Source organism: Reinekea blandensis MED297, assembly GCF_000153185.1.
GTDB classification, from domain to species: domain Bacteria; phylum Pseudomonadota; class Gammaproteobacteria; order Pseudomonadales; family Natronospirillaceae; genus Reinekea; species Reinekea blandensis.
In genome coordinates this window covers 1-23089 of sequence record NZ_CH724155.1, presented here as the reverse complement: position 1 = coordinate 23089, position 23089 = coordinate 1, and the positions used below count along the sequence as shown (strand labels likewise).

22 protein-coding genes are annotated in these 23089 nt (G+C 53.6%); 14 read left to right on the top strand and 8 right to left on the bottom strand.

The genetic code is table 11. The features are described 5' to 3' along the window. Positions 1 to 154: 154 nt before the first annotated feature. Positions 155 to 787, bottom strand: coding sequence for a lecithin retinol acyltransferase family protein (locus tag MED297_RS21635; protein ID WP_161599321.1), 633 nt, complete (start codon positions 785 to 787; stop codon positions 155 to 157). Positions 788 to 845: 58 nt separating this feature from the next. On the opposite strand from MED297_RS21635, the gene MED297_RS19475 reads away from it, so the two are divergent. Together MED297_RS19475 and MED297_RS19470 are read left to right on the top strand one after the other, a co-directional pair. After that, positions 846 to 1469 (top strand): DsbA family protein, encoded by a 624-nt coding sequence (locus MED297_RS19475; protein ID WP_008048075.1) that lies wholly within the window; start codon positions 846 to 848, stop codon positions 1467 to 1469. A gap of 86 nt (positions 1470 to 1555) precedes the next feature. After that, positions 1556 to 1927 (top strand): glutaredoxin, encoded by a 372-nt coding sequence (locus tag MED297_RS19470; RefSeq protein ID WP_008048074.1) that lies wholly within the window; start codon positions 1556 to 1558, stop codon positions 1925 to 1927. 10 nt (positions 1928 to 1937) lie between these two features. On the opposite strand, the gene MED297_RS19465 is transcribed toward MED297_RS19470, so the two are convergent. The 5 genes from MED297_RS19465 to MED297_RS19445 all read right to left on the bottom strand — a co-directional run bounded on the left by MED297_RS19465 (position 1938) and on the right by MED297_RS19445 (position 6892). Further along, positions 1938 to 2843, bottom strand: coding sequence for a GAF domain-containing protein (locus MED297_RS19465; RefSeq protein ID WP_008048072.1), 906 nt, complete (start codon positions 2841 to 2843; stop codon positions 1938 to 1940). Between the two features lie 74 nt (positions 2844 to 2917). Further along, the gene (gene hemF / locus MED297_RS19460; protein WP_008048070.1) at positions 2918 to 3838 is read right to left on the bottom strand and encodes an oxygen-dependent coproporphyrinogen oxidase; all 921 of its coding nucleotides are present in this window, start codon (positions 3836 to 3838) and stop codon (positions 2918 to 2920) included. Positions 3839 to 3853: 15 nt separating this feature from the next. Beyond that, the gene (gene tsaC / locus MED297_RS19455; RefSeq protein WP_008048068.1) at positions 3854 to 4411 is read right to left on the bottom strand and encodes an L-threonylcarbamoyladenylate synthase type 1 TsaC; all 558 of its coding nucleotides are present in this window, start codon (positions 4409 to 4411) and stop codon (positions 3854 to 3856) included. A 63-nt stretch (positions 4412 to 4474) separates the two neighbouring features. Beyond that, positions 4475 to 5581, bottom strand: a complete 1107-nt coding sequence (dprA, locus tag MED297_RS19450) for a DNA-processing protein DprA (protein WP_008048067.1) — start codon at positions 5579 to 5581, stop codon at positions 4475 to 4477. Positions 5582 to 5815: 234 nt separating this feature from the next. After that, a complete protein-coding gene (locus MED297_RS19445) occupies positions 5816 to 6892 on the bottom strand; it encodes a LysM peptidoglycan-binding domain-containing protein (protein ID WP_008048065.1) in 1077 nt (358 codons plus the stop codon). 302 nt (positions 6893 to 7194) lie between these two features. Here MED297_RS19445 and def point away from each other — a divergent pair, with 302 nt between their 5' ends. The 9 genes from def (at position 7195) to mutM (ending at position 17643) form a co-directional block, all read left to right on the top strand. Beyond that, a complete protein-coding gene (gene def / locus MED297_RS19440) occupies positions 7195 to 7704 on the top strand; it encodes a peptide deformylase (RefSeq protein WP_008048063.1) in 510 nt (169 codons plus the stop codon). After that, a complete protein-coding gene (gene fmt, locus MED297_RS19435; RefSeq protein ID WP_008048054.1) occupies positions 7705 to 8649 on the top strand; it encodes a methionyl-tRNA formyltransferase in 945 nt (314 codons plus the stop codon). 65 nt (positions 8650 to 8714) lie between these two features. Beyond that, the gene (gene rsmB, locus MED297_RS19430) at positions 8715 to 9998 is read left to right on the top strand and encodes a 16S rRNA (cytosine(967)-C(5))-methyltransferase RsmB (RefSeq protein ID WP_008048053.1); all 1284 of its coding nucleotides are present in this window, start codon (positions 8715 to 8717) and stop codon (positions 9996 to 9998) included. Positions 9999 to 10103: 105 nt separating this feature from the next. After that, complete coding sequence (gene trkA / locus MED297_RS19425) at positions 10104 to 11480, top strand: Trk system potassium transporter TrkA (RefSeq protein ID WP_008048052.1); 1377 nt, start codon at positions 10104 to 10106, stop codon at positions 11478 to 11480. Positions 11481 to 11547: 67 nt separating this feature from the next. Continuing rightward, positions 11548 to 12996, top strand: a complete 1449-nt coding sequence (locus MED297_RS19420; RefSeq protein ID WP_008048051.1) for a TrkH family potassium uptake protein — start codon at positions 11548 to 11550, stop codon at positions 12994 to 12996. 58 nt (positions 12997 to 13054) lie between these two features. After that, positions 13055 to 13492 (top strand): DUF1801 domain-containing protein, encoded by a 438-nt coding sequence (locus MED297_RS19415; RefSeq protein WP_008048050.1) that lies wholly within the window; start codon positions 13055 to 13057, stop codon positions 13490 to 13492. A gap of 153 nt (positions 13493 to 13645) precedes the next feature. Continuing rightward, a complete protein-coding gene (gene glyQ / locus MED297_RS19410; RefSeq protein WP_008048049.1) occupies positions 13646 to 14623 on the top strand; it encodes a glycine--tRNA ligase subunit alpha in 978 nt (325 codons plus the stop codon). After that, positions 14623 to 16668 (top strand): glycine--tRNA ligase subunit beta, encoded by a 2046-nt coding sequence (gene glyS, locus MED297_RS19405; protein ID WP_008048048.1) that lies wholly within the window; start codon positions 14623 to 14625, stop codon positions 16666 to 16668. The genes glyQ and glyS overlap by 1 nt, the downstream gene beginning before the upstream one ends. Positions 16669 to 16794: 126 nt before the next feature. After that, positions 16795 to 17643 carry a bifunctional DNA-formamidopyrimidine glycosylase/DNA-(apurinic or apyrimidinic site) lyase gene (gene mutM, locus MED297_RS19400; RefSeq protein WP_008048047.1) on the top strand — a complete coding sequence of 283 codons (849 nt, stop codon included), beginning with the start codon at positions 16795 to 16797 and terminating at the stop codon, positions 17641 to 17643. On the opposite strand, the gene MED297_RS19395 is transcribed toward mutM, so the two are convergent. Next, the gene (locus tag MED297_RS19395; RefSeq protein ID WP_008048044.1) at positions 17640 to 18341 is read right to left on the bottom strand and encodes a DUF4386 domain-containing protein; all 702 of its coding nucleotides are present in this window, start codon (positions 18339 to 18341) and stop codon (positions 17640 to 17642) included. The genes mutM and MED297_RS19395 overlap by 4 nt on opposite strands. 254 nt (positions 18342 to 18595) lie before the next feature. On the opposite strand from MED297_RS19395, the gene MED297_RS19390 reads away from it, so the two are divergent. From MED297_RS19390 to MED297_RS19375, 3 genes are all read left to right on the top strand, one after another. After that, positions 18596 to 19282, top strand: coding sequence for a class I SAM-dependent methyltransferase (locus tag MED297_RS19390; RefSeq protein ID WP_008048042.1), 687 nt, complete (start codon positions 18596 to 18598; stop codon positions 19280 to 19282). Positions 19283 to 19638: 356 nt separating this feature from the next. Further along, positions 19639 to 21627 (top strand): transketolase, encoded by a 1989-nt coding sequence (tkt, locus tag MED297_RS19380; protein WP_008048038.1) that lies wholly within the window; start codon positions 19639 to 19641, stop codon positions 21625 to 21627. Between the two features lie 160 nt (positions 21628 to 21787). Further along, positions 21788 to 22801 (top strand): BMP family lipoprotein, encoded by a 1014-nt coding sequence (locus MED297_RS19375; RefSeq protein ID WP_008048036.1) that lies wholly within the window; start codon positions 21788 to 21790, stop codon positions 22799 to 22801. On the opposite strand, the gene MED297_RS21630 is transcribed toward MED297_RS19375, so the two are convergent. Continuing rightward, positions 22798 to 23025: a YfgJ family double zinc ribbon protein gene (locus tag MED297_RS21630; protein WP_336884827.1), complete on the bottom strand. Its 228-nt coding sequence runs from the start codon at positions 23023 to 23025 to the stop codon at positions 22798 to 22800. The two genes, MED297_RS19375 and MED297_RS21630, sit on opposite strands and share 4 nt — an antisense overlap. Positions 23026 to 23089: the final 64 nt, after the last annotated feature.

Sequence of the window (23089 nt, the reverse complement as noted above, 5' to 3'; positions counted from 1 at the left end):
AAGCCTATGCCGATGCGGTTTTTGAGTTATTGCGGTGGGTCAATCATTGACCAGTCGGGGATTATGCTTTGGTCTAAGGTCTCAGAACGGGCGATTAAACACGGATCGATGGCACGCGGTTTTGTGGGTGAAGTGCCTTGATGTTTGGCAGCCTTCAGCGTTTCGATTTGAGCCATTGACGGGAAACGCGATACCCGACGTAGGCAACCATACCGACGGGGCCGGCAACCCAGCGGGCCGCGGATTTGACGCCCCAATCGATAGCCAGGTCACGGGCGATGTTATTCAGCGCTTTGCGACGACGCTGAGCTCGTAAATGCCCAGGTTGACGCGCGGCGCTGAGGCTCCGGCTGGCGGCCTCAAGCCCCGGATGGATGGCACCGAGAACGGTGTCGACCCATTCGACCTGTTGGGATCGCTGATCCCCCATGATCGCCCAATGGCAAAGGTGTTCACAATTGTTCGTGTGCACATCGTAATCGTCTTCGCCTAACCGACTGAGGACGCGCAGCACACTGTCTTCACGGGAAAACACCCGGTGCCGATAATGCCGGACATGCACAGTGCGCTCACTCCGGAAGTTGTCCAGATCGGTCAGTTCCAAAGGCCCGCCGCGTAAGCCATCGATCCAGCCGGCATAGTGCGCCACCAGAGGCTCTCCCGCGTCGTTTTCGCCGAGATAGAGGCCATGATGGGTATAGCCCTGTTTACGCACCCAGAGGTGATCCCCGGGCATCGGGCGTTCATCGGCGGATAGTTTATGTGAGGCCATTGACGGAGTGCTCATTGAACTTCTTGACGTTACTGTAGTCTGAAACTCTTTGAATTGCACAGAGCCGTTTGTCATGACTCCAGAATCCATTTTTTATTATGTTCACGACCCGATGTGCAGCTGGTGCTGGGCGCATCGGCCCGAATGGGATCGTTTAAAACAGGCATTGACGCCAATCGTCACGGTTCAGACACTGGTTGGCGGCTTGGCACCGGACAGTGATGTACCGATGCCAGCAGAGCAGCAAGAGGCCATTGCGGGCTACTGGCGGCGGATAGAAGGCTTGTTAGGCAGACCCTTCAACTACGATTTCTGGACTAAGAACACTCCTCGCCGATCCACCTATCCGGCCTGCCGTGCGGTGATTGCGGCACGCTGGCAAGGCCAGGATGAGGCGATGACTGATGCGCTACAGGAAGCTTATTATTTGCGCGCCATGAACCCATCCGACACCGAAACACATTTAACACTGGCCGCTGAGCTGGGGCTGGATGTCGACAAACTGGCCCGGGATTTGATGTCCGCCGAGTTGGAATCGGCATTCCAGGACGAACTGACGTACGCTCGCCAGCTGCCAATACAGGGGTTTCCTTCCATGGTCCTCAAAGTAGGCGATTCGATGTGGGAGGTACCGCTTGATTATCGGGATCACCGGGGAGCCTTAGCATTCGTCCAGGAAAAACTCTCGCAGTCATAAGTCACGTTTACAGGCCGGTTCATTGAAGACGCTGCTGACCAAACGCATATTAGAGAGAGTTAAATTAGTTGGAAGAGGAGGTTGATATGCGTCCAGTATTGTCAGAATCGCAAGTGCATCCGGATGTCCGGGATCGACTCGGTGGTGACCAGGCTTATGTTACCGAAGTCCAAAATGCGATCAGTCAGTATCCTGTTGTGGTGGTGGGGATGGCTCAGAACCCGTTTGTGAAGAAGGCTCGTCGTTTACTGCTCGATAAGGGGGTGGGTTTTCATTATCTCGAGTACGGCAGTTATTTCTCCAAGTGGCGTGAGCGACTGGCGATTAAGATGTGGACCGGATTCACGACGTTTCCACAGGTGTTTGTTGCAGGAACCCTGGTGGGTGGTTACAGCGATCTGAAAAAATTGCTCTCGGATGATTCAGAGCCGCTTCTGGAGCAAATACGAACCAGCTGAGCAACGCGCCCTATAGGTCCTCCAGGCGCTGTTTGGCGCTTTGATTGGCCGGGTTAAGAGCTTCGGTCGTGAGCTGGATTCGGAGGTTTTCAACAAACCCCAGTTTGGTGACTTCGGATTGAATGATGTCGATGTAGGCGCCGAGAATGGCCTCTGCCTCATCGTCTTCGCAGTTGACCATTAAGATGGTGAACTGGTTCGGGCCGGTACGGGCGAGTACATCCGTTTCACGCAGTCGTTGTTTCAACGCGCCCGCGATGTAAACCAATGCATCGTGACTGAGCGGTGTGGTTTCATTCGTTCGCTCAACCGTCATCACGGCGAGCGTCAAGGGCAGCTCCTGTTGACTCGCCCGCAGTAAACAATAATCGGCCAGATCCAGCAGGCCTTTCCGATTCGACAACTCCGTTTCACTGTCCATGCTGCTTGAACGGACAGAGACCAGCTCTTGTTCAACAATGTCTGCCAGCTGTCGTAACTGCTTCCGTTCACTGTGGTCCAGTTGCCGTGGTTTCCGGTCTATCAAGCAGAGTGTTCCGATCCGTTCACCCTCGGGTGCATGCAGGGGCGCGCCGGCGTAAAACCGAATGTGAGGATTGCCGATCACCAGTGGATTGTCGTGAAAGCGAGAGTCGATGAGCGTGTTTTCGATGACCAGCAGCGCATCGCTGTGAATAGCATGGCCGCAAAACGAAATGTTCCGATCGGTATGCCGCACATCGAGACCAAAACAGGATTTAAACCATTGGCGGTTTTCATCGACCAGGCTGACCAGTGCGATAGGCACGTGAAAGGTCGCTCGGGCGAGACGGGTAATCCGATCAAAGCGCTCTTCGGGTGGTGTGTCGAGAATATTTAAGCGCTGCAGAGCGCTGAGTCTCTGCTGCTCATTAACTGCTGGCAATGGTGCTTTCATACGAGCCTGCTGTCGTTTAAGTCATGCAGACTCCAGTGTAGTCACAATAATGAAGAATTACACAAGGCCAACCTTCAGTCCGACACCCAGTTTTTGGGCACCAAAAATTCTGTCATTAACCGCGCCTCTTCACTGCCCGGTTCAGGCTGATAGTTGTAGCGCCATTGGACATGTGGCGGCAGACTCATCAGGATCGATTCCGTGCGCCCGCCCGATTGCAGGCCGAAAATGGTGCCCCGGTCAAAGACCAGATTGAACTCAACGTATCGCCCACGGCGGTATTCCTGCCAGTCCCGATGCTGGCTTTGCCAGGCGATATCCCGGCGGCGGCGTGTGATGGGCAGGTAAGCGTCCAGATAGGAATTGCCCACCGATTGCATGAACTGAAAGGTGGTGTCGAAGTCCCACTCGTTCAGGTCGTCGTAAAAGATGCCACCGATGCCTCTCGGTTCGTCGCGGTGTTTCAGATAGAAATAGTCGTCACACCATTGTTTATAGCGAGAGTAAACGGTTTCGCCAAAGGGCTCGCAGGCGCGTTTAGCAGTCTGGTGCCAATGACGGCAGTCCTCTTCAAAGCCATAGTACGGCGTCAGATCATATCCGCCTCCGAACCACCAGACGGGATCTAAACCGGGCTTTTCGGCAACAAAGAGCCGGACGTTCATATGAGAGGTGGGTACAAACGGGTTTTCCGGGTGCATCACCAGCGAGACGCCCATGGCTTGCCAACGAGCCCCTTCCAGCTCAGGTCGGTTGGCGGTCGCGCTGGGTGGTAAGGTGTCACCCATGACGTGGGAAAACCCAACGCCGCCTTTTTCCAACAGTGCTCCTTTTTCGATGACGCGGGATCGGCCACCGCCACCGCCCGGTCGATCCCAGCCCTCTTCGCTGAACTGCGCACGACCGTCTTCCTGTTCGAGGGTTGAGGTGATCTTATCCTGAAGCGACAGCAGGTACTGTTTGACGGGTTCGATGTCGAAGGTGAATTCGGTCATGGTGTGTCCTATTTATCAGTCGCGAAACCGCTGTCCGCTGATGAGATCGGTAATCTGGCTGGCTTGCCCCGGGGTCTGTACCCGGCCATGTAACAGGCAGTCGATGTCCTGACCCAGTGCCGTCCGAACCTGGAGACTGGTGACCAGAGACGGGCGACCGGATCGGTTGGCACTGGTCGACACGATCGGTAATCCACTGCGTTCAGACAGTGCGCGGGCCAGAGGATGGGCACTGACCCGCACCGCCACCGTTGGACGCCCACCGGTCACCCACTCAGGCAATCGCCCATTGTGCGGTATAACCCAGGTGTACGGGCCAGGCCAATGAGCCTTCAGTTGGGCTCGTTGCGCATCATTTAGCGGGTTCAGAAACGGTTCGAATCGCTCAAGCCTGTCTGCGACCAGTATCACGCCTTTATGCACCGGGCGGCGTTTGATCGTGAGGATTCGACTGACGGCATCGGCGTTAAAAGGATCACAGCCTAGGCCGTAAACGCCTTCAGTCGGGTAGGCGATTACGCCACCTTCCAACAGGGTTTCAGCAGCAATCTGGAGTGGTTGATTGAACGTCATAGTCGATTATCGATGTCAGGGTCAGAACGTCAGGGGGGCACAAGAGTAGCCATTGCCGCGTCGTCAGGCAATGTCACAAAGTGTATAACCGCCGGGCTGTTGTTCGATTAAGCCCCTCAGTTCCAGTTCCAGCACGGGTTCCAGCAATTGATGAGCCGGTACCTGCAGGTGGTAGGCCAGCATGTCCAGCGGATGCTGATCGCTGCTCAGCGTCTCCAGTATGGAGTGCTGGACAGGGGTCAGATCTTCAAGGGTCAGCCTTGAAGAAGATGACGGAGCGCTGCTGTTGCGCCAATCGAGGTGTTTCAGTATGTCGTCGGCGCTGCACAGCAGTGAGGCGCCTTCCTGAATCAACTGATGGCAGCCGGCGCTGTTTGGATTACCGATGTCACCGGGCATGGCAAAGACATCACGTCCCTGTTCCAGAGCATGCATGGCGGTAATCAGCGAGCCGCTTTTAGGGGACGCTTCAATGACGCCCACCACAGTGGACAGTGCTGAAATCAGACGGTTTCGACGAGGAAAATGACCGGGTCTGGGGGTGGTCCCCAAGGGGTACTCCGAGACCAGACATCCGTCGCGGGCAATGTCTTCAAACAGCTGTCGGTTATTTTTCGGATAGATCACATCGATACCACAGCCCAAGACGGCAACGGTTGCACCATGGCGAGAGACCACGGCCGTATGGCAGGCCGTATCGATGCCTTTGGCACCGCCGCTGGTAACCACCAACCCGGCTGCGGACAGGTGTTGGCTCAGTGTCCGGGCATGACGCAGCGCGTTCGGGCTGGCATGCCGACTGCCAACCAGGCCGACCTGGGTTTGGTTCAGTACCGACCGTTCACCTTTGACCCATAGCACGAGCGGCGCATCGTAGAGTTCGGACAGCGATGTTGGCATATCCGGATGATCCGGAAACAGCAGGTGATGGCTGTCGTGCTGATCCCGCCAAGACAGCTGTTCGAGGGCTCGTCGGTGGACCGGGTGTTGTTCGCCCAGTAGGTTCATTTCCCGGATGGTTGCGCGAACCGATTCAGGCAGTGGCCATCGATCCGGTGTGAGAAAGAGTGCTTGGGGAGAGTCGATTAGGTTCAGCAGCTGGTGGCTTCGTTTCAGGCCAAGATTGGGGATCAACACCCAACGCAGCCAGGCGAGTTCATCAGAAAGCATAGGCTTGTCCTTTCAGTTTTTGGATCCGGATCCTTCCGGAAGGCAAGGAAGAACTTTACCTTGGTGGCGAAGCAAGTTCGTTAATGGATGATGAGCTTTGTGATGGATTGCACAGCGTGGGATTTTGAGTACTTCGCCGTGCTCGCTTGTCTCGGCCGATTCAGAATCCAAACGGTAAAAGGTGTAGTGCAAAAAAAAGAGCACCTGAGTGCTCTTTTCATTCGCTGCCGGGAATCAGAATCCAGGGTTGCTAATCGGATCGCCGACCTTCATAGGCAATTGTGCCTGGAGAATGAGCCCGTAAGACATTTTCTCAAAGGTTCGGAATACCATCAGTAAGCCGCCTTCTTCATCTGGCAATTGTAGGCGGTCGTTGTTGATTGGGTCGCGAACCTGTTCGCCGCGGCGATTGACTCGAAAGATGTTGCCGGCTTTGACTCCTTCACGATCCCCAACATTTAACAGCACCACATCGAACTGACCGATAAACTGCACACCGCGCATGATGTCAAGGATTTCACCGGAGACCCCTTCTGGCGGTTCAGACGGATAGAAGATGGAATCCAGCAATGTTTCATCTGAAGGCAGGATGCGGTCTTCAATGGCGATCTGCTGACTGGAGCGTTCGATGCGGAAGGTGGCGATGTCCCCTTGCAGCTCTTCCAGGCGAGACGCGCCCAACTCAATGGCTTCGTAACCCAGTACTTCACGGGTGTTCGGGTCACGATACTGTTCGCCGATGCGATAAATCTGGTAAACCGGCAACTCGGAGGTGAACTCGCCTCGGGCATAGATGCGATCGCCGGCACCTAACAACAGACGTCCTTCGACGCCGCTGACAATGTATGGGGCCGACTGCAGCTGGTCATCAGGTAAAATCCGGTTGCCTGACAGGAAGCCGGCCACGTGTTCTCGGGATATTGCTGGGATGGCACCGAAGATTGGCGTGACGCGCGCGGTCGGACGCAGTTTGACAACGCCGTTTTCATCAACCTGATCGGGGGTGATTTTCAGCGTATTCGCGTCGTCACCTCGGTTAATGACGGTCAGTCGCTGTTCTCCGTTGACCATGATCAGCGCAATGATGTCGCCGGGATAGATCAGGTGGGGGTTTTCAATCTGCGGGTTGTTGTACCACAGCTCCTGCCATTTCCACGGATCCTGCAGAAACATATCGGCGATGTCCCACAGGGTGTCTCCTTTCACGACCGTATAACGTTCGGGAACGTTATCATTAATGGTCAGTTCATCGGCCATGGCGAGTCCCATGGTCGCACAGCAGGCAAATAAGGCTGCGATGATTTTCCTCATGGCCAGATTCCCTATACAATTTGGCGTTGTAGGCACTAAGCTTAGTCGGTTCACTCGTTGACACCCGGTCAGCACTTTCATCCTGTTCCGGGATTTCAGCGTAAAAAAGGTCGCGAAGGGTGCGTTAAATTGACCCTTCCAGTACATAAGAGTGAACACTTTTAGTTTAGCAGTCAATTGCTTAGCGCAACACCTTAAAGCCAAATCTAAATTATGGATGCTGCAAAATGTTAACTGCTTTGCATTCCTGAAACGTGCTTCCAGGTGTCTTTGAAAAATTAATGTTGGTGAATCAATAAGTTATGGCATTACTCGATATTTTAGAATTTCCCGATCCGCGATTGAGAACGGTCGCCAAGCCCATTGAAAAAGTTGACGGTGAGATTCAAAAGCTGGCAGACGACATGCTTGAAACCATGTATGACGCCCCTGGAATCGGTCTGGCCGCGTCACAGGTCGATCGTCACATCCGCCTGATTGTGGTGGATGTTTCCGAAGATCAGAACGACCCGCACATTCTGATTAACCCGGAATACGATCGGCTTGGCGAGGACATTGAATACCAGGAAGGTTGTCTCTCTGTGCCAGGTTATTATGAAAAGGTATCGCGATCGGACCGGATTTCGGTGCGGGCGTTGAACCGTGATGGCGATGCCATTGAGTTCGAAGCAACGGATCTGTTTGCCATCTGCATTCAACATGAAATTGATCATCTCGATGGCAAACTCTTTGTCGACTATTTGTCGAACCTGAAGCGGACCCGCATTCGTAAGAAACTGGAAAAGCAGCATAAACAGGCAGCAAAAGCATAAATGGCTCTGAATATCGTATTTGCCGGGACGCCGGACTTCGCTGCTGAGCACCTGCGTGCGCTGCTGAACAGCCATCACAATGTCATTGCAGTTTACAGTCAGCCGGATCGGCCGGCCGGGCGCGGGCGCAAACTGACGGCGTCACCGGTTAAAGCGCTGGCGCTGGAACACGACATACCGGTTTACCAGCCGTTGAACTTTAAAGACGAGGCCTCGGTTGACGAGCTCAAAAGCCTGAATGCCGACCTGATGGTGGTTGTGGCTTATGGTTTGATTTTACCTCAGGTGGTCCTCGATTCCCCTCGGTTGGGGTGTGTCAATGTGCACGCCTCTTTACTGCCGCGTTGGCGCGGCGCGGCCCCCATCCATCGCGCATTACTGGCTGGCGATGACAGGACCGGTGTCACCATCATGCAGATGGATGCCGGGCTCGATACCGGTGACATGCTGGTGACGGCCGACTGTGCCATCGAGGCAGACGATACCAGTCAGACTCTGCACGACCGATTGATTGAGATCGGTGGTCCGGCGCTGATCACCGCGCTGGATCAGTTGGAGAACGGGTCGGCTCAACCAGTAGTTCAGGATGATGAGTTCGCCTGTTACGCGCGCAAACTGGAAAAGTCGGAAGGGATGATCGATTGGCAGACAAGCGCTACCGATATCGATCGTCAGATCCGCGGGCTGACCCCCTGGCCGGGCGCATTCACGCAATGGCAGGGGCAAACGGTTCGCCTGCATAAAGCTCAGGCCATTCAGTCGGGCACTGAGGCCGAACCGGGTCACATTGTTGAGATGTCCGCAGCGGGCCTTAAAGTTGCGACCGGCAAAGGCCTGTTGAAAATCGAGACACTGCAATTGCCAGGTAAGAAAGCCATGGCCATCAGTGACCTGTTGAACTCGCGCAGGGATCAATTCGAAGCCACTCCCCGATTTGGCGATTGAGCCGAACTCATTAATTGCCCCGACGAACGCACCTGTTGGTCGGGGCAACCGCTACAGGACACACCATGACCAACACACGACTGATTGCTGCCGAGATCCTGCTACAGGTCGTTGATGAGGGCCGTTCACTGAATGATGAGCTACCGCGTCGACTGAAACATATCGATCCCGACCAGCAGGCGTTTCTGCAACAACTGGTGTATGGCAGTACCCGTTATTACTTTGCGCTGGATGAGCTGATTAACCTTCTGGTTGAGAAACCAATCCGGGGTAAAGAGCGACTGGTGCACATGCTGTTGGCAATCGGTCTTTATCAACTCTGGCATCTTGATGTTGCTGAACACGCCGCGATTAATGAAACCGTTGAAGCGACGTTGACCGCGAAAAAACAATGGGCGAAAAATCTCGTCAATGCCAGCCTGCGACGATTTCAACGGGAGCGGGAGACGATTCTGCCTCAGCTGCGGCGAACGGAGTCCTTTCCTGGATGGCTGAATAAGCGATTGCGCCAAGCCTATCCTGAGCAGTTTGCTGACATCTGCGTACAATCGAATCAGCCCGGGCCTATGACGTTGCGTATTAACCGCCGCATGATGACACGTGAAGCTTGGTTACTCCTGGCCATTAAAGAGGGCTTGGTGGCGCATTCAACAAATCATTCACCGGTGGGCGCAACCCTCGCATCACCGGCGCCGGTATTGGCGTTGCCTGGTTTTGAAGATGGAGCTTTGTCCGTTCAGGATGAAGCGGCGCAAATGTGTGCCACGTTGTTGCCCGTTACCGATGGCCAGCGGGTTCTGGATGCCTGTTCAGCCCCCGGTGGCAAGACCGGGCATCTGTTAGAAAAGGCCGATATTGAACTGGTGGCGATCGACATTGACGAGCATCGTTTGGGTCGGGTGCAGGAAAATCTGGAGCGCATTGGCGTATCGGCAGAATTGATTGCTGAGGATGCCGCCGAGATCGAACGCTGGTGGGATGGCGTGCCGTTTGATGCCGTCCTATTGGATGCGCCCTGTTCCGGTACCGGTGTGATTCGTCGTCACCCGGACATCAAGCTGCTGCGTAAATCCGCCGACATTAAAGCCCTGTCACAGGTTCAGAGTCGGTTGCTTGACCGACTGTGGGGCACAGTGAAACCCGGCGGGTACTTACTTTACGCCACCTGTTCGGTGTTACCGGACGAAAACACCGATCGTATTGCCGCCTTTCTGCAAGCGCATCCGGAGGCTCAGGAACAGCCGTTGGCTTTGCAAGCTGACGTGGATACCGAGCATGGGGTGCAGTGGTTGCCGCAGTCCGATGGGCACGATGGCTTTTATTATGCACTGTTGAAAAAACAGGGCTGATTGAGCCGCAATGCCATGCGGGTTGACCGGTGACACTCGTTTTTCACCGTCCAGACGGCTACTATTGCGAGGGTCTGTTCGCCCACCGAAAGTCAGAGGGTCGCTGTGAAAATTATTTTATTAGGTGCAGGTCAGGTCGGCGGCACGCTGGCGGAAAATCTGGCCTCGGAAGAAAACGACATCACCGTCGTCGATACCGATGGCATTCGGTTACGCGAGTTGCAGGATCGGATCGACATTCGTACCGTTAACGGTCTTGCCTCCTTACCAGATGTTTTAGCTCAGGCCGGTGCCGAAGACGCCGATATGTTGATTGCTGTGACCAACAGTGACGAAGTCAATATGATTGCCTGTCAGGTGGCGTTTTCACTGTTTCGAACGCCAACAAAAATTGCCCGGATCCGCGATCCTCAGTATATCCGCGAAGGCGATCGGTTGTTTCAGCAGGATGCGGTTCCGGTCGATGTTCTGATTTCCCCGGAACGTCTGGTGACCAACTATATTCAGCGATTAATTGAAACCCCGGGAGCTCTTCAGGTTCTTGATTTTGCCGATGGCAAGTTGCAGCTCGTGGCCGTGAAAGCCATTCATGGCGGGTTGCTGGTCGGTCAGGAACTGCGTTTCCTTAAACATCACATGCCGTCTATTGAAACCCGGGTGGCGGCCATTTTCCGTAAGGGACGGGCGATCATTCCGGAAGGGTCGACTGTGATCGAAGCGGACGATGAAGTGTTTTTCATTGCCGAAGCCAACGACATCCGTGCCGTGATGAGCGAGTTGCGGCGCAAAGAAAGCAGCTACAAGCGGATTCTGATCGCAGGTGGCGGCAATATCGGCTATCGGCTCGCCCGCAGCATCGAGAATCGTTATTCGGTGAAAGTGCTCGAGCACAATGAGCGTCGGGCCGAATGGCTCAGCAATCATCTCAAGCAAGCCATCGTATTGCGCGGTGATGCGTCCGATCAGGAGTTGCTGCTGGATGAAAACATCGAAGACACCGATGTTTTTCTGGCCCTGACCAACGACGACGAAGCCAACATCATGGCCTCCATGCTGGCCAAGCGTTTGGGTGCACGCAAGGTGATGACACTCATCAATAACACTGCCTATGTCGATTTGGTTCAGGGCGGTGATATCGACATTGCTATTTCGCCTTCTCAATCAACCATTGGCAGTCTGCTGACGCATGTGCGGCGCGGTGACATTGTCAATGTGCACTCACTGCGACGTGGTGCGGCGGAAGCCATTGAAGCCGTCGCGCACGGTGACGCCCGCTCTTCCAAAGTGGTCGGTCGCGCTGTTGAAGACATCGACTTACCCGAGGGATGCAGTATCGGGGCGATTGTCCGTAACGATGACGTCCTTATTGCGCATGACCACACCGAGATTGAGTCGGGCGACCATGTTATTCTGTTTCTGGTTGATAAACGCCGTACCGTCGACGTTGAGCGTCTGTTCCAGGTCGGTTTTACGTTTTTCTGAGGCACCGTGTCAGCGGACACTGTCGAACCAGCGCCGCTGGATGTTTTCTTACAGGTAAAGGACACCCATGCAGTTTCGTCTCACACTGAAAATTCTCGGTCTGCTGCTGATGGTCTTCAGTCTGTCGATGCTGCCTTCAGTTCTGGTCTCACTGTATTATCACGACGGCGCCCATATGGCGTTTATTCTCGCTTTTCTGCTGGTGCTCATGGCCGGTTTTATCATGTGGTTACCGGTCAGGCGCTGGAACAAAGACCTGCGAACACGAGACGGTTTTGTCATCACCGTGATGTTCTGGCTGGTACTGGGTGTCGCGGGTTCCGTGCCCCTGTCACTCGCACCGTCCGTACATCTGTCTTATACCGACGCGTTTTTTGAATCGTTCAGCGGGCTGACGACGACAGGTGCGACGGTCATCACCGGCATCGATAACCTGCCTCAGAGTGTGCAGTTTTATCGCCAGCAGCTTCAGTGGCTCGGTGGTATGGGTATCATTGTCTTGGCCGTTGCGGTACTACCGATGCTCGGCATTGGTGGCATGCAGCTGTATCGGGCGGAAACGCCTGGACCCATGAAAGATTCGAAACTCACCCCCCGGATTGCCGAGACGGCTAAGGCCCTTTGGTATATCTACCTGACGTTGACGATTGTCTGCGCACTGGCCTATTGGCTCGCGGGCATGACGGTGTTTGATGCCGTGGCTCACTCGTTTTCGACGGTCGCTATTGGCGGCTTCTCAACTCACGATGCCTCAATTGGCTTCTTCGACAGTGCCGCCATCGAAATGATCGCTGTGCTGTTCATGCTGCTGAGTTCAGCAAACTTTGCGCTGCATTATGTGGCGTGGAACTCGAAGTCGATCAAGCAGTATCTGATCGATCCGGAATATTCGTTTTTCCTGATCATCGCTCTGGTGTTGATGGTGGTAACGGTGTTTGTGCTCTGGGTTACCCAAACCTATGACGTTGTGGAGTCTACGCGTTATGGGATATTTGAAGCCGTCAGTCTGTTGACCACGACCGGTTTCGGGACCGCGGACTTCTCGACCTGGCCTTTATTTGCCCCTTTCATGTTGTTTATGGCGTCGTTTATCGGCGGTTGTGCCGGATCTACGGCTGGGGGCATGAAAGTCGTCCGGGTTATGTTGATTTTAAAGCAGGGCCTTCGGGAGATTAAACGGTTGATTCATCCGGCTGGCGTATTTCCGGTTAAAGTTGGTCATCGAAAAGTCAGTGACAAGGTTGTTGAATCGGTCTGGGGCTTTTTCAGTGTTTACATCATGGCCTATGCGGTGATTTTTTTCGGCCTGCTTGCCACGGGGCTTGATTTTGAAACGACCTGGTCGGCTGTTGGCTCCTCTCTGAATAATCTGGGGCCGGGTCTGGGTGAAGTCGCCGCGCATTATGGGTCGATTCCAGACACCGCCAAATGGTTGCTCTGTTTTGCCATGCTGTTGGGGCGGCTTGAAATCTTCACCTTGCTGGTGATGCTGACCCCGCAATATTGGCGTTCCTGAGGCGAACTTTACAAACTCCTCTACACTGTGACAGGTCTGGAAACACCGGGAGGGCATCATGTCGACCACCCAAAATAAGACTCAGCCGACAGAAGCCTCGGTACAGGCCCATCTGGACGTCATTGATGATCCCGTTCGCCGGGAGGACTGCGCCAACTTAGTTGAGTTGATGCGTGAAGAAAGCGGCTGTGAACCGGTCATGTGGAGCAATATCATCGGTTTCGGAACCTACCACTATCGATATGACAGCGGGCGGGAAGGGGACTTCATGCGGGTAGGGTTTGCCAATCGTAAGACAGCCCTGACGATATACATCATGAGCGGATTCGACGCTCATCCTAATCTGATGAACAAACTGGGCAAATACAAAACCGGAAAGTCTTGCCTGTATGTGAAACAACTGGAGGACATAGACGTGGATGTCCTCCGTCGTCTGGTTCGGCAATCATTGGATGCCATGGCAGAGAAGTATGGACCGGAACAGGGCACCATCTAACTTCTAAGAGCTTCTTCCATTGCTGGAGAAGGGCAGGCCACAATCGATTTATCTTTCTCAAAGCACGCGTTTGACCTGTGACCCTAAGACGTCGAGCGTGTATAATGCTCAGCCTTTTGTATTTTCAACTCATCGGTTAAACGGAAGATCCTCGTGAGCGCTAAAACACCGGATACACAAACCTTTCAGGGCCTCATTTTGACCCTGCAACAGTACTGGGCCGATCAAGGCTGTGTCATTTTGCAACCGCTGGATATGGAAGTCGGCGCCGGCACCTCGCATCCGGCCACCTTCCTGCGCGCTTTAGGCCCTGAAACCTGGAATGCCGCTTACGTGCAACCGTCTCGCCGCCCAACCGACGGTCGCTACGGTGAAAACCCGAACCGTCTGCAGCACTATTACCAATATCAGGTGGTGCTGAAACCGAATCCGGACAACATTCAGGAGCTCTATCTGGGGTCACTGGCCGCGATCGGTATCGATCTGGAAACCAACGACATTCGCTTTGTCGAAGACAACTGGGAAAACCCGACGCTGGGCGCCTGGGGTCTGGGTTGGGAAGTGTGGATGAACGGCATGGAAGTGACTCAGTTTACTTACTTCCAACAGGTTGGTGGACTCGAATGCTACCCGGTGACCGGTGAGATTACCTATGGTTTGGAACGACTGGCGATGTACATTCAAGGCGTGGACAGTGTCTACGACCTGATCTGGACCATCAGCCCGGACGGCACGCCAGTCACCTACGGCGATGTTTACCTGCAAAACGAAGTGGAACAATCGACTTATAACTTTGAATACGCCGACGTAAAAGAGCTGTTCCATCAGTTCGACTATCACGCTGGTGAAGCACAAAAGCTGATCGATGCTGAGCTTCCACTGCCGGCGTACGAACAGATTTTGAAATCGGCACACACCTTTAACTTGCTGGATGCCCGCAAGGCGATCTCGGTGACCGAACGTCAGCGCTACATTCTGCAGATCCGTACCCTTTCCCGACTGGTGGCGAAGTCTTACTTCGACTCCCGGCTTCGCCTTGAGTTTCCGCAGGCCCCGGCTGCTTTGCGAGATGAAGTGATTGCCAAAGAGAAAGCCGCTGCCGAAAAAGCTGCCAAGAAGGGGAACAAATAATGTCGACTGCTGATTTTCTGATTGAACTGGGCACCGAAGAGCTGCCACCAAAGGCGCTGCGAATGCTTAAGAATGCGTTTGCTGAGGGCATTATTGAACGCTTGCAGAAAGCGGGCCTGTCGTTTGAAGACAGTGAACGTTTTGCCGCCCCTCGTCGATTGGCGCTGACTCTCAAAAATCTGGAACTGAAACAGCCGGATGAAGAGCAGGAACGGAAAGGTCCGAATGCCAAAGCCCCGGCACAGGCGATCGAAGGCTTTGCCAAGTCCTGTGGCGTGACGGTGGTCGATCTTGAAGAGCTGGAAACCGACAAAGGTACCTGGCTCGTTTATCGCGGGGTCAAACCGGGCAAGCCTACCGCGGAACTCCTGCCAGAGATTGTTCAGCAAACGTTGGATGCGTTACCAATTCCCAAGCGCATGCGCTGGGGTGCCCGCCGCGATGAGTTCGTACGCCCGGTGAAATGGTTGTTAATGCTGTTGGGTGACGAGGTGGTGCCGGCTGAAATCTATGGTGTGAGCTCGGGCAATTTGAGCCGTGGGCACCGCTTCCATGCCCCGAAAGATATTGCGATAACGTCAGCGTCGGCCTATCAGGAAACCCTGCGTGCTGAAGGCAAAGTGATGGCGTCATACGGTGAGCGTCATAAGCTGATTGAAGCCGAGGTGAAAAAGGTCGCCGCCGAGAAAGGCGTGGTGCCGGTTATTGATGCTGACCTACTCGACGAAGTGACGGCATTGAATGAGTGGCCAGTGGCATTGGTCGGCCAGTTTGAAGAGCGTTTCCTCGAGGTTCCGGCGGAAGCGCTGATGTCGTCGATGGAAGAGCATCAGAAGTATTTCCCGACCGTCGATGCCGAAGGTAATATTCAACCGTACTTTATTTTCATCGCCAACATCGAGTCGAAAGACCCGCAAGTTGTCATTGAAGGCAACGAAAAAGTAATTCGTCCGCGTCTGTCTGACGCCGCCTTCTTCTGGGAAACCGATAAGAAAACCAAATTGGCGGATCGAGTTGCTTCACTGAAAACTGTGAAGTTCCAAGAACAGCTGGGCAGTGTTTTTGACAAAGTCGAACGCATTCAGAAAATCGCTGGTCATATTGCCGGCCAAATCGACGCGTCGGTATCCGAAGCAGAACGAGCGGCTTATCTAGCCAAGGCCGACCTGGTAACGGACATGGTCTTTGAGTTTACCGATCTTCAGGGCATTGCCGGTCGTTATTACGCCCTGGCCGATGGCGAACCAGAAGCCGTTGCGGAAGCCATTCTTGAGCAGTACAAACCCGCCGGTGCCGGCGACGCGTTACCCGAATCGCGTGAAGGGATGGCCGTGGCCTTGGCTGACCGTCTTGATAACCTGTCGGGACTGTTTGGTATTGGTCAGCCGCCAACCGGAACCAAAGACCCCTTTGCCTTGCGTCGTGCCGCGTTAGGTGTGCTGCGTATTGTTGTTGAGCGTGAACTCGATCTGGACCTGGCGGACTTGGTGGCGTTTGCGGCCGATCAGCACAATAAATTGCCGAAGCGCGATGCAGTTGTGAACGATGTCGTGCACTATGCGTTGGATCGTTTCAGTGCCTGGTACGCCGACGAAGGCATTCGCACGGAAGTCTTCCAGGCCGTGCGCGCCTTGAACCTGACTAAGCCTTACGACATTGATCTGCGCGTGCGGGCTGTTGCTGAGTTTTCCAAACTCGATCAGGCCGAAGCGCTGGCGGCAGCCAACAAACGGGTCTCCAACTTCCTCTCAAAAGTTGAAGGGGATATTCCGACCGAGATTGACGTGGCTCGCTTTGAAGAGTCCGTTGAAGGCGATTTACTGAAAGCGCTGGATGGCGTGGAAGCCAAAGTTTCCGCAGCGGTCCAGTCTTCCGATTACCGTACTGCGCTGAACGAGCTGTCGACACTGCGTGACGCCGTGGACGCCTTCTTCGACAAGGTCATGGTTATGGCGGATGACGACAACGTTCGTAACAACCGCTTGGCGCTGTTGTCGAAGTTGCGTGGGCTGTTTGTTCAGGTGGCGGATATCTCGGTACTGTAATGGATTAGGGCGCTGATCTCGTAGGAGGGGTCAGCGCTTTTCATCTGGCTGCAAAAAAGTAGCCATTATTTATACAAACAGGACCAGGGTAGTTAAACTACCCGAAACATCACATTTTAGCCTCCCATGCCAGAACTCCCCGAAGTCGAAACCACCTGCCGTGGCATTGAACCTCACCTAAATAACCGAACCATCTCACGAGTGACTGTTCGTGACGCTCGATTGCGCTGGCCGATACCGCCAGAGCTGGATGATTGGACACGCGATCAACGAGTGCTCGGCGTCAGCCGACGATCAAAATACATTTTGATTCAGCTGGAACGTGGAACCTTGATTGTGCATCTGGGCATGTCGGGGAGTCTTCGGGTGCTGCTCGATGATCCGACACCGGGCAAGCATGACCATGTCGATGTTGAACTCGATAACGGCGTCCGTTTGCGGTACAACGATCCGCGTCGGTTTGGTGCCTGGCTTTATACTGAAGCACCGCTTGAGCAGCATGAGTTAATCGCGCATCTGGGTCCGGAACCGCTGACGGATGATTTCAGTGTCGATTATCTCTGGGCGATGAGTCGCAAGCGCAAAACCAAGATTAAGTCGTTCATCATGGATGCGCGCATCGTCGTCGGTGTTGGCAATATCTACGCGAACGAAGCCTTGTTCCTGAGCGGTATTTATCCACACAAATTGGCTGGGAAAATTACCCGAGCGGAATGTGAACGCCTGGTGGCGAACATCAAACAGGTGTTGGCACTGGCGATTAATCAGGGCGGTACTACCTTGCGGGATTTTGTCGGCGGTGATGGTAAACCGGGCTACTTTGCCCAGTCGCTTAATGTGTATGGCCGTAGTGGAGAACTTTGTCGTCAATGCGGCACAGTGATACGCGAGTTGCGAACCAATAATCGCAGCACCTGTTTTTGCCGGAGTGTCAGAAGCGGTAATGTGCTTCTGACACTCGTTGTTCTCTTTTAAGCCGCCACAGTATTTGGGACCCGGCTTTTATTGACGCCTTTGATCAATAACCACAGCGGCAGGATGATTTCGCCGGCAAAGGTGTATTCGGCAACGGTAAATGGTACTTCACTCATTAACGACCACAGCAGCGTGTCGATCAGGTATCCAAACCCGGCAATGATCAGCAACCAACCGATCCATGCCGGTAAATAACCCGAGCGAGCGATCAACCAACCCATAGGCAACAGCCACAATCCCCAGAAAATGTGGGCAATCATGACGCCGTCGGCGTGAGCCTCAAGCAAAAGACTGATGCCCGTAGCAATCTGTTCAGTGCTGAAGCCTGCAGCCATCTCCGGGGAGACCGCCAGCATCAGGGCGACTGACTTGAACACTTCCATCAGCATGGCAATAGGCATCGCCAAAACGGTAAACACGATGATCAAACGAGCCGTAAAATCGCTGACTGGGCGCAGCATTCGATATAGGCAGTAGGCGACGCCCAGCTGAATGATCTGCAGAAACAAGGCGCTGAAAATACTCAAACCAACCATGCCCGCGTTGTTGGCCAGATTCTGTTGGGTAGCAATGGGATTGCCCGCCACCTGTAAAAACTCTGGGATATAGATCAACGCCATGACCCCGAGCGGTGCCAGCAACAAATAAAGAAAACCAGCAACGCGCGCTGACTGATGAATGGTAAGGGAGTTAAGCATAATGATTTCTCACTGTGGTGGTATGAAACCCAGTTTAATTATGCTTATTTATTTGAGTATTCCTTCATATTCTATACATGGTATGCATTTATGTATGGACTGTATTTTCCACTCATTGCAACGCCCTGACGCTGCTTTGGTTTTATAAGGTGCATGGATTGCGGTTCTGGTCTATTCTCGGCGTTCGTTTCCGTTCAGTCATTTATCTTCCCTTCGATAGCTGGCTCAGCAATAGCTATTGAGGCTCTAATATTATGTCCCCTTTGCGTCTGCGATATCAGACCGTGGAGTTCGGCACGACCGATATCCACCTGTGTACTCTGCGTGATCGTCAGGAATTCCACGACCCGAACGGTGAAGCCGAAGAGCTTGGTATCAGCTCGGCATCCTGGCCGATTTTTGGTGTTCTGTGGCCATCCAGTCTGGTCCTGGCTCACCATATGGCGGGCTTTGAGACGGGCACCAAGCGAATCCTCGAGGTTGGTTGCGGTATGGCGTTGACGAGCCTGCTGTTGAACAAGCGTAAAGTGGACGTCACAGCGACCGACTACCATCCTGCGGTGGAATCGTTTCTGCAGCGTAATACGACGTTAAATCAGGACGCCGACATCGCCTACCAGCGAGTCGACTGGGCTGATGAGCGGGACACGCTGGGCGCTTTTGATGTCATCATCGGCAGCGATCTGTTGTACGAAGATGAACACATTGAGTTGTTGCCTGCATTCATTAATCGGCATGCGAAACCTGACTGCGAAGTGATCATGGTTGACCCCGGTCGTGGCCGGAAAAACAAGCTCAGCCGGGCCATGGTCGGTTTTGGTTACGACGTCGACCAAGTCAAGCCTGAGCATACTGATTATCTCGAACAGGCATTTAAAGGCGTAATTCTGACGTATCGTCGATCATCTGCCGTTGAAAATGGTCAGTTGTCGCACCAATAAAAGCTCTGAAAAGCAGAGTGCGATTTCATAGAAGCCTTACTGGACTTAGGACTGACCGAGTCATCGGTTTGGTTAGACCCGTTTTACGCACTTCCCGCAAACAGCGTCGAATCCAACACGGGCGGTTAATTGATAGACCTCAGTTTTTCGATCTAAAAACACAAAAAGCGCAAAATTTTCCATGTTTACCAGCGGAATGCCATCCGTTTGTGACACTTTTCGCTTTGAATCAACTGTAGGTTTCTGGGACAATTTAGCGCGCTGATGGGCTCCGGTCCGATTCAAGTGCCAGGAAACCGGTTCAGGCTCATCATCAGCAGAATTCGATGCACCCATCTTCCGAGGAAAAAAACAAAATGCCTTCACGCAGTGATCTTGCCAATGCGATCCGTGCCCTGAGCATGGACGCTGTACAAAAAGCCAAAAGTGGTCACCCCGGCGCCCCAATGGGCATGGCCGACATCGCACAGGTTCTGTGGGGTGATTTTCTCAAGCATAATCCTGCGAATCCGGACTGGGTAGATCGCGATCGGTTTGTTATGTCAAACGGTCATGGATCGATGCTGGTCTACTCTCTGCTGCACCTGTCCGGATACGATCTGCCCATCGAAGAGCTGAAAAATTTCCGCCAACTGCATTCCAAAACACCAGGTCACCCTGAATATGGCTACACCGCCGGTGTGGAAACCACCACGGGTCCTCTCGGTCAGGGTCTGGCCAATGCCGTGGGTATGGCAATGGCTGAAAAAGTCCTGGCGGCACAGTTCAACCGTGATGGTCACGACATCGTCGATCACAACACCTATGTTTTCCTGGGTGATGGCTGTCTGATGGAAGGCATTTCTCATGAAGTCAGCTCGCTGGCCGGAACGTTAGAGCTGGGCAAGCTGATCGCCTTCTATGATGACAACGGCATATCCATTGATGGCGAGGTTGAAGGCTGGTTCACCGATGACACGGTAAAACGCTTTGAAGCCTACGGTTGGCAGGTCATTCCTCGTGTTAACGGCCACGATCCGGAAGAGATCAAGCAGGCGATCGAGACGGCACGTGAGAATACTGAGCAGCCAACACTGATTTGCTGCAAGACCATCATCGGCTTCGGTTCGCCAAACAAAGAAGGCAAAGAAGATTGTCACGGCGCGCCATTGGGTGATGATGAAATTAAGCTGACCCGCGAAAAACTGGGTTGGACGCATGCGCCATTCGAGATCCCTGCAGACATCAAGCAAGCCTGGGATGCCAAAGCCGAAGGCGCGCGTGTTGAAGCGGCCTGGGATGAAAAATTTGCAGCCTACAAAGCTGCGTATCCGGAGCTGGCAGAAGAATACCTGCGTCGTATGAAGGGTGACTTACCTGCCGACTTTGACGCTGTCGCGGACGCGTTTATCCAGCAAGTGAACGATAGCGGCGATAAAATTGCGTCTCGTAAAGCCTCGCAAAACAGCATTGAAGCCCTGGCACCAAATCTGCCAGAACTCTTTGGTGGTTCAGCGGATCTGGCCGGTTCTAACCTGACCTTGTGGAGCGGTGCGCAAGGCATTTCGGCAGCAGATGCTTCCGGTAACTACTGCTTCTATGGTGTGCGTGAGTTTGGTATGACCGCCATCATGAACGGCCTGAGTCTGCATGGTGGCTTGAAGCCATATGGCGCTACCTTCCTGATCTTTATGGAATACGCTCGTAACGCTGTTCGTATGTCTGCACTGATGAAGCAGCCGCTGATTCATGTCTACACTCACGACTCCATTGGTCTCGGCGAAGATGGTCCGACGCACCAACCGGTTGAGCAGTTAGCGTCTATGCGGGCAACCCCGAATCTGAACACCTGGCGTCCAGCGGATGACACCGAGTCTGCTGTTGCCTGGGTCGAAGCGATTAAGAGCACTGAGACGCCGAATGCGATGGTTTTCTCCCGACAAGGTCTGGATCACCAGCCGCGTACGGCTCAGCAGCTGGCTGATATCCGTAAAGGCGGGTATGTCCTCAAGGCTGCCGACAAGCCGGATGCGGTCCTGATCGGTACCGGTTCGGAGCTGTCCCTGGCGCTGGAAGCTGCAGAGCAACTTGAAGCTCAAGGCAAGCAGGTTCAGGTAGTCTCTATGCCATGTGCGGATGTGTTCGATAAGCAAGATGCCGAGTACCAGGCCTCTGTATTGCCAGCCGGTGTTAAGCGTTTTGCGATTGAAGCGGCTGCAAAAGACTTCTGGTATAAGTATGTCGGTTTAGAAGGCGGCATCATTGGCATGGACTCCTTCGGTGAATCTGCGCCGGCCGATCAGCTGTATAAGCACTTCGGTATCACCACCGAAGCACTGGTTGAACTGGTCAACAGCCGACTTTAAGTCAATCGATTCCACTTCAATCATTGATGATTGCTTTAAAACAGCGCCACGGCGCTGTTTTTTTGTTAATCTTATAATCTTGAGTGATTGGACAAAATTTGCCCAGGAAAGGGCGACGAAAAACAGGGATGACGACGAGTATTGACTGACAGGTGACCTGATGTTTAAGAAGCCGCTATCCCTGATGCTGATGATGTCAGCACTGAGCACCGGTACCCTCGCTTACGGCCCGGCCGTGGCTTATACCGAAGCTGCCAAGTTTGACAGCTCATTTAATGAAGCCGTATATCGTGAAGGCGTCGCGCCCTATAAGGCGCAGTTTGGCGCTGACCTGATCGAGAAGAACCCCTCATCGCCGACACAGTTTGTATCGGTCTTGCGCGAACTGGCCAGTCAGGGGCGCAGTCCGATTGTTGCTGTGGGCTTTTCTTATGCCGAAGCCCTGACTCAGGTCGCTCAGGAGTATCCTGACCTCCAGTTCACCATCATTGATACGGTGGTCGATCTACCCAATGTGCAGTCCATCGTGTTTAAAGAGCATGAAGGCTCCTTTGTCGTGGGTGCACTGGCCGCGATGACTGTTGATAGCGATCATATCGGCTTTATCGGGGGTGTGGATTTGCCCTTTATCCGTCGTTTCGGCTGTGGTTATGCGCAGGGGGCTTATCACGTTAATGATGATATTCAGGTGCATATGCGCATGGTGGCTCAGGACTTCACCGGGTTTTCCAATCCCGACCGGGGGCAGGCATTAGCGGAAGAGCTGATTGAGTCCCGCAACGCCAAAGTTATTTATGCCGCCGCGGGTGGGTCAGGTAATGGTTCCCTGCGAGCCGCAGATCAGGCAAACGATGTCTATGGTATCGGTGTGGACTCAAATCAGAACTTCCTGTACCCCGGTACGATGCTGACATCGATGGTCAAAAAGGTCGGCGTAGCGGCATTTGGTACCTGGGATGAAGCGCGACGTGGCGAATGGCAGCCAGGTGTGAAATCTCTGGGTCTTGCTGAAAACGGCGTAGACTGGCAGTTGGATATTTTTAATCGAAACCTGGTGTCCAAAAAGACTGAAAAACGGATTAACGACATCCGTGAAGACATTATTTCCGGCAAGATTCAGGTCGTCGATTATCTCGACAATAACAGCTGCCCGGTGCCACTGATCACCGATTAAGGCCGGGCTTCAACCTCAGGCTGGCTGTGTTTTTCCGGCTGGCCTGATGACCCCTCTTCTATGACTCTCTTTTTACTCACTAACTGATTACAGTGATTACAGAAGTAATCGCGGCAGCCGCAGGCTTTGATGACCTCAACGGCCTTCAAACAATCGGGACACAGTAACTTCATCAGACTCTCCAGTCGGTTTTTCTCTCTGTTTAGGCTACAGAAATGCCCCATTTTTGAGCTGACGCGCATCAATGGAATCCATCGTTGTGCACGATGAACGGAAAATGAAGAAAGG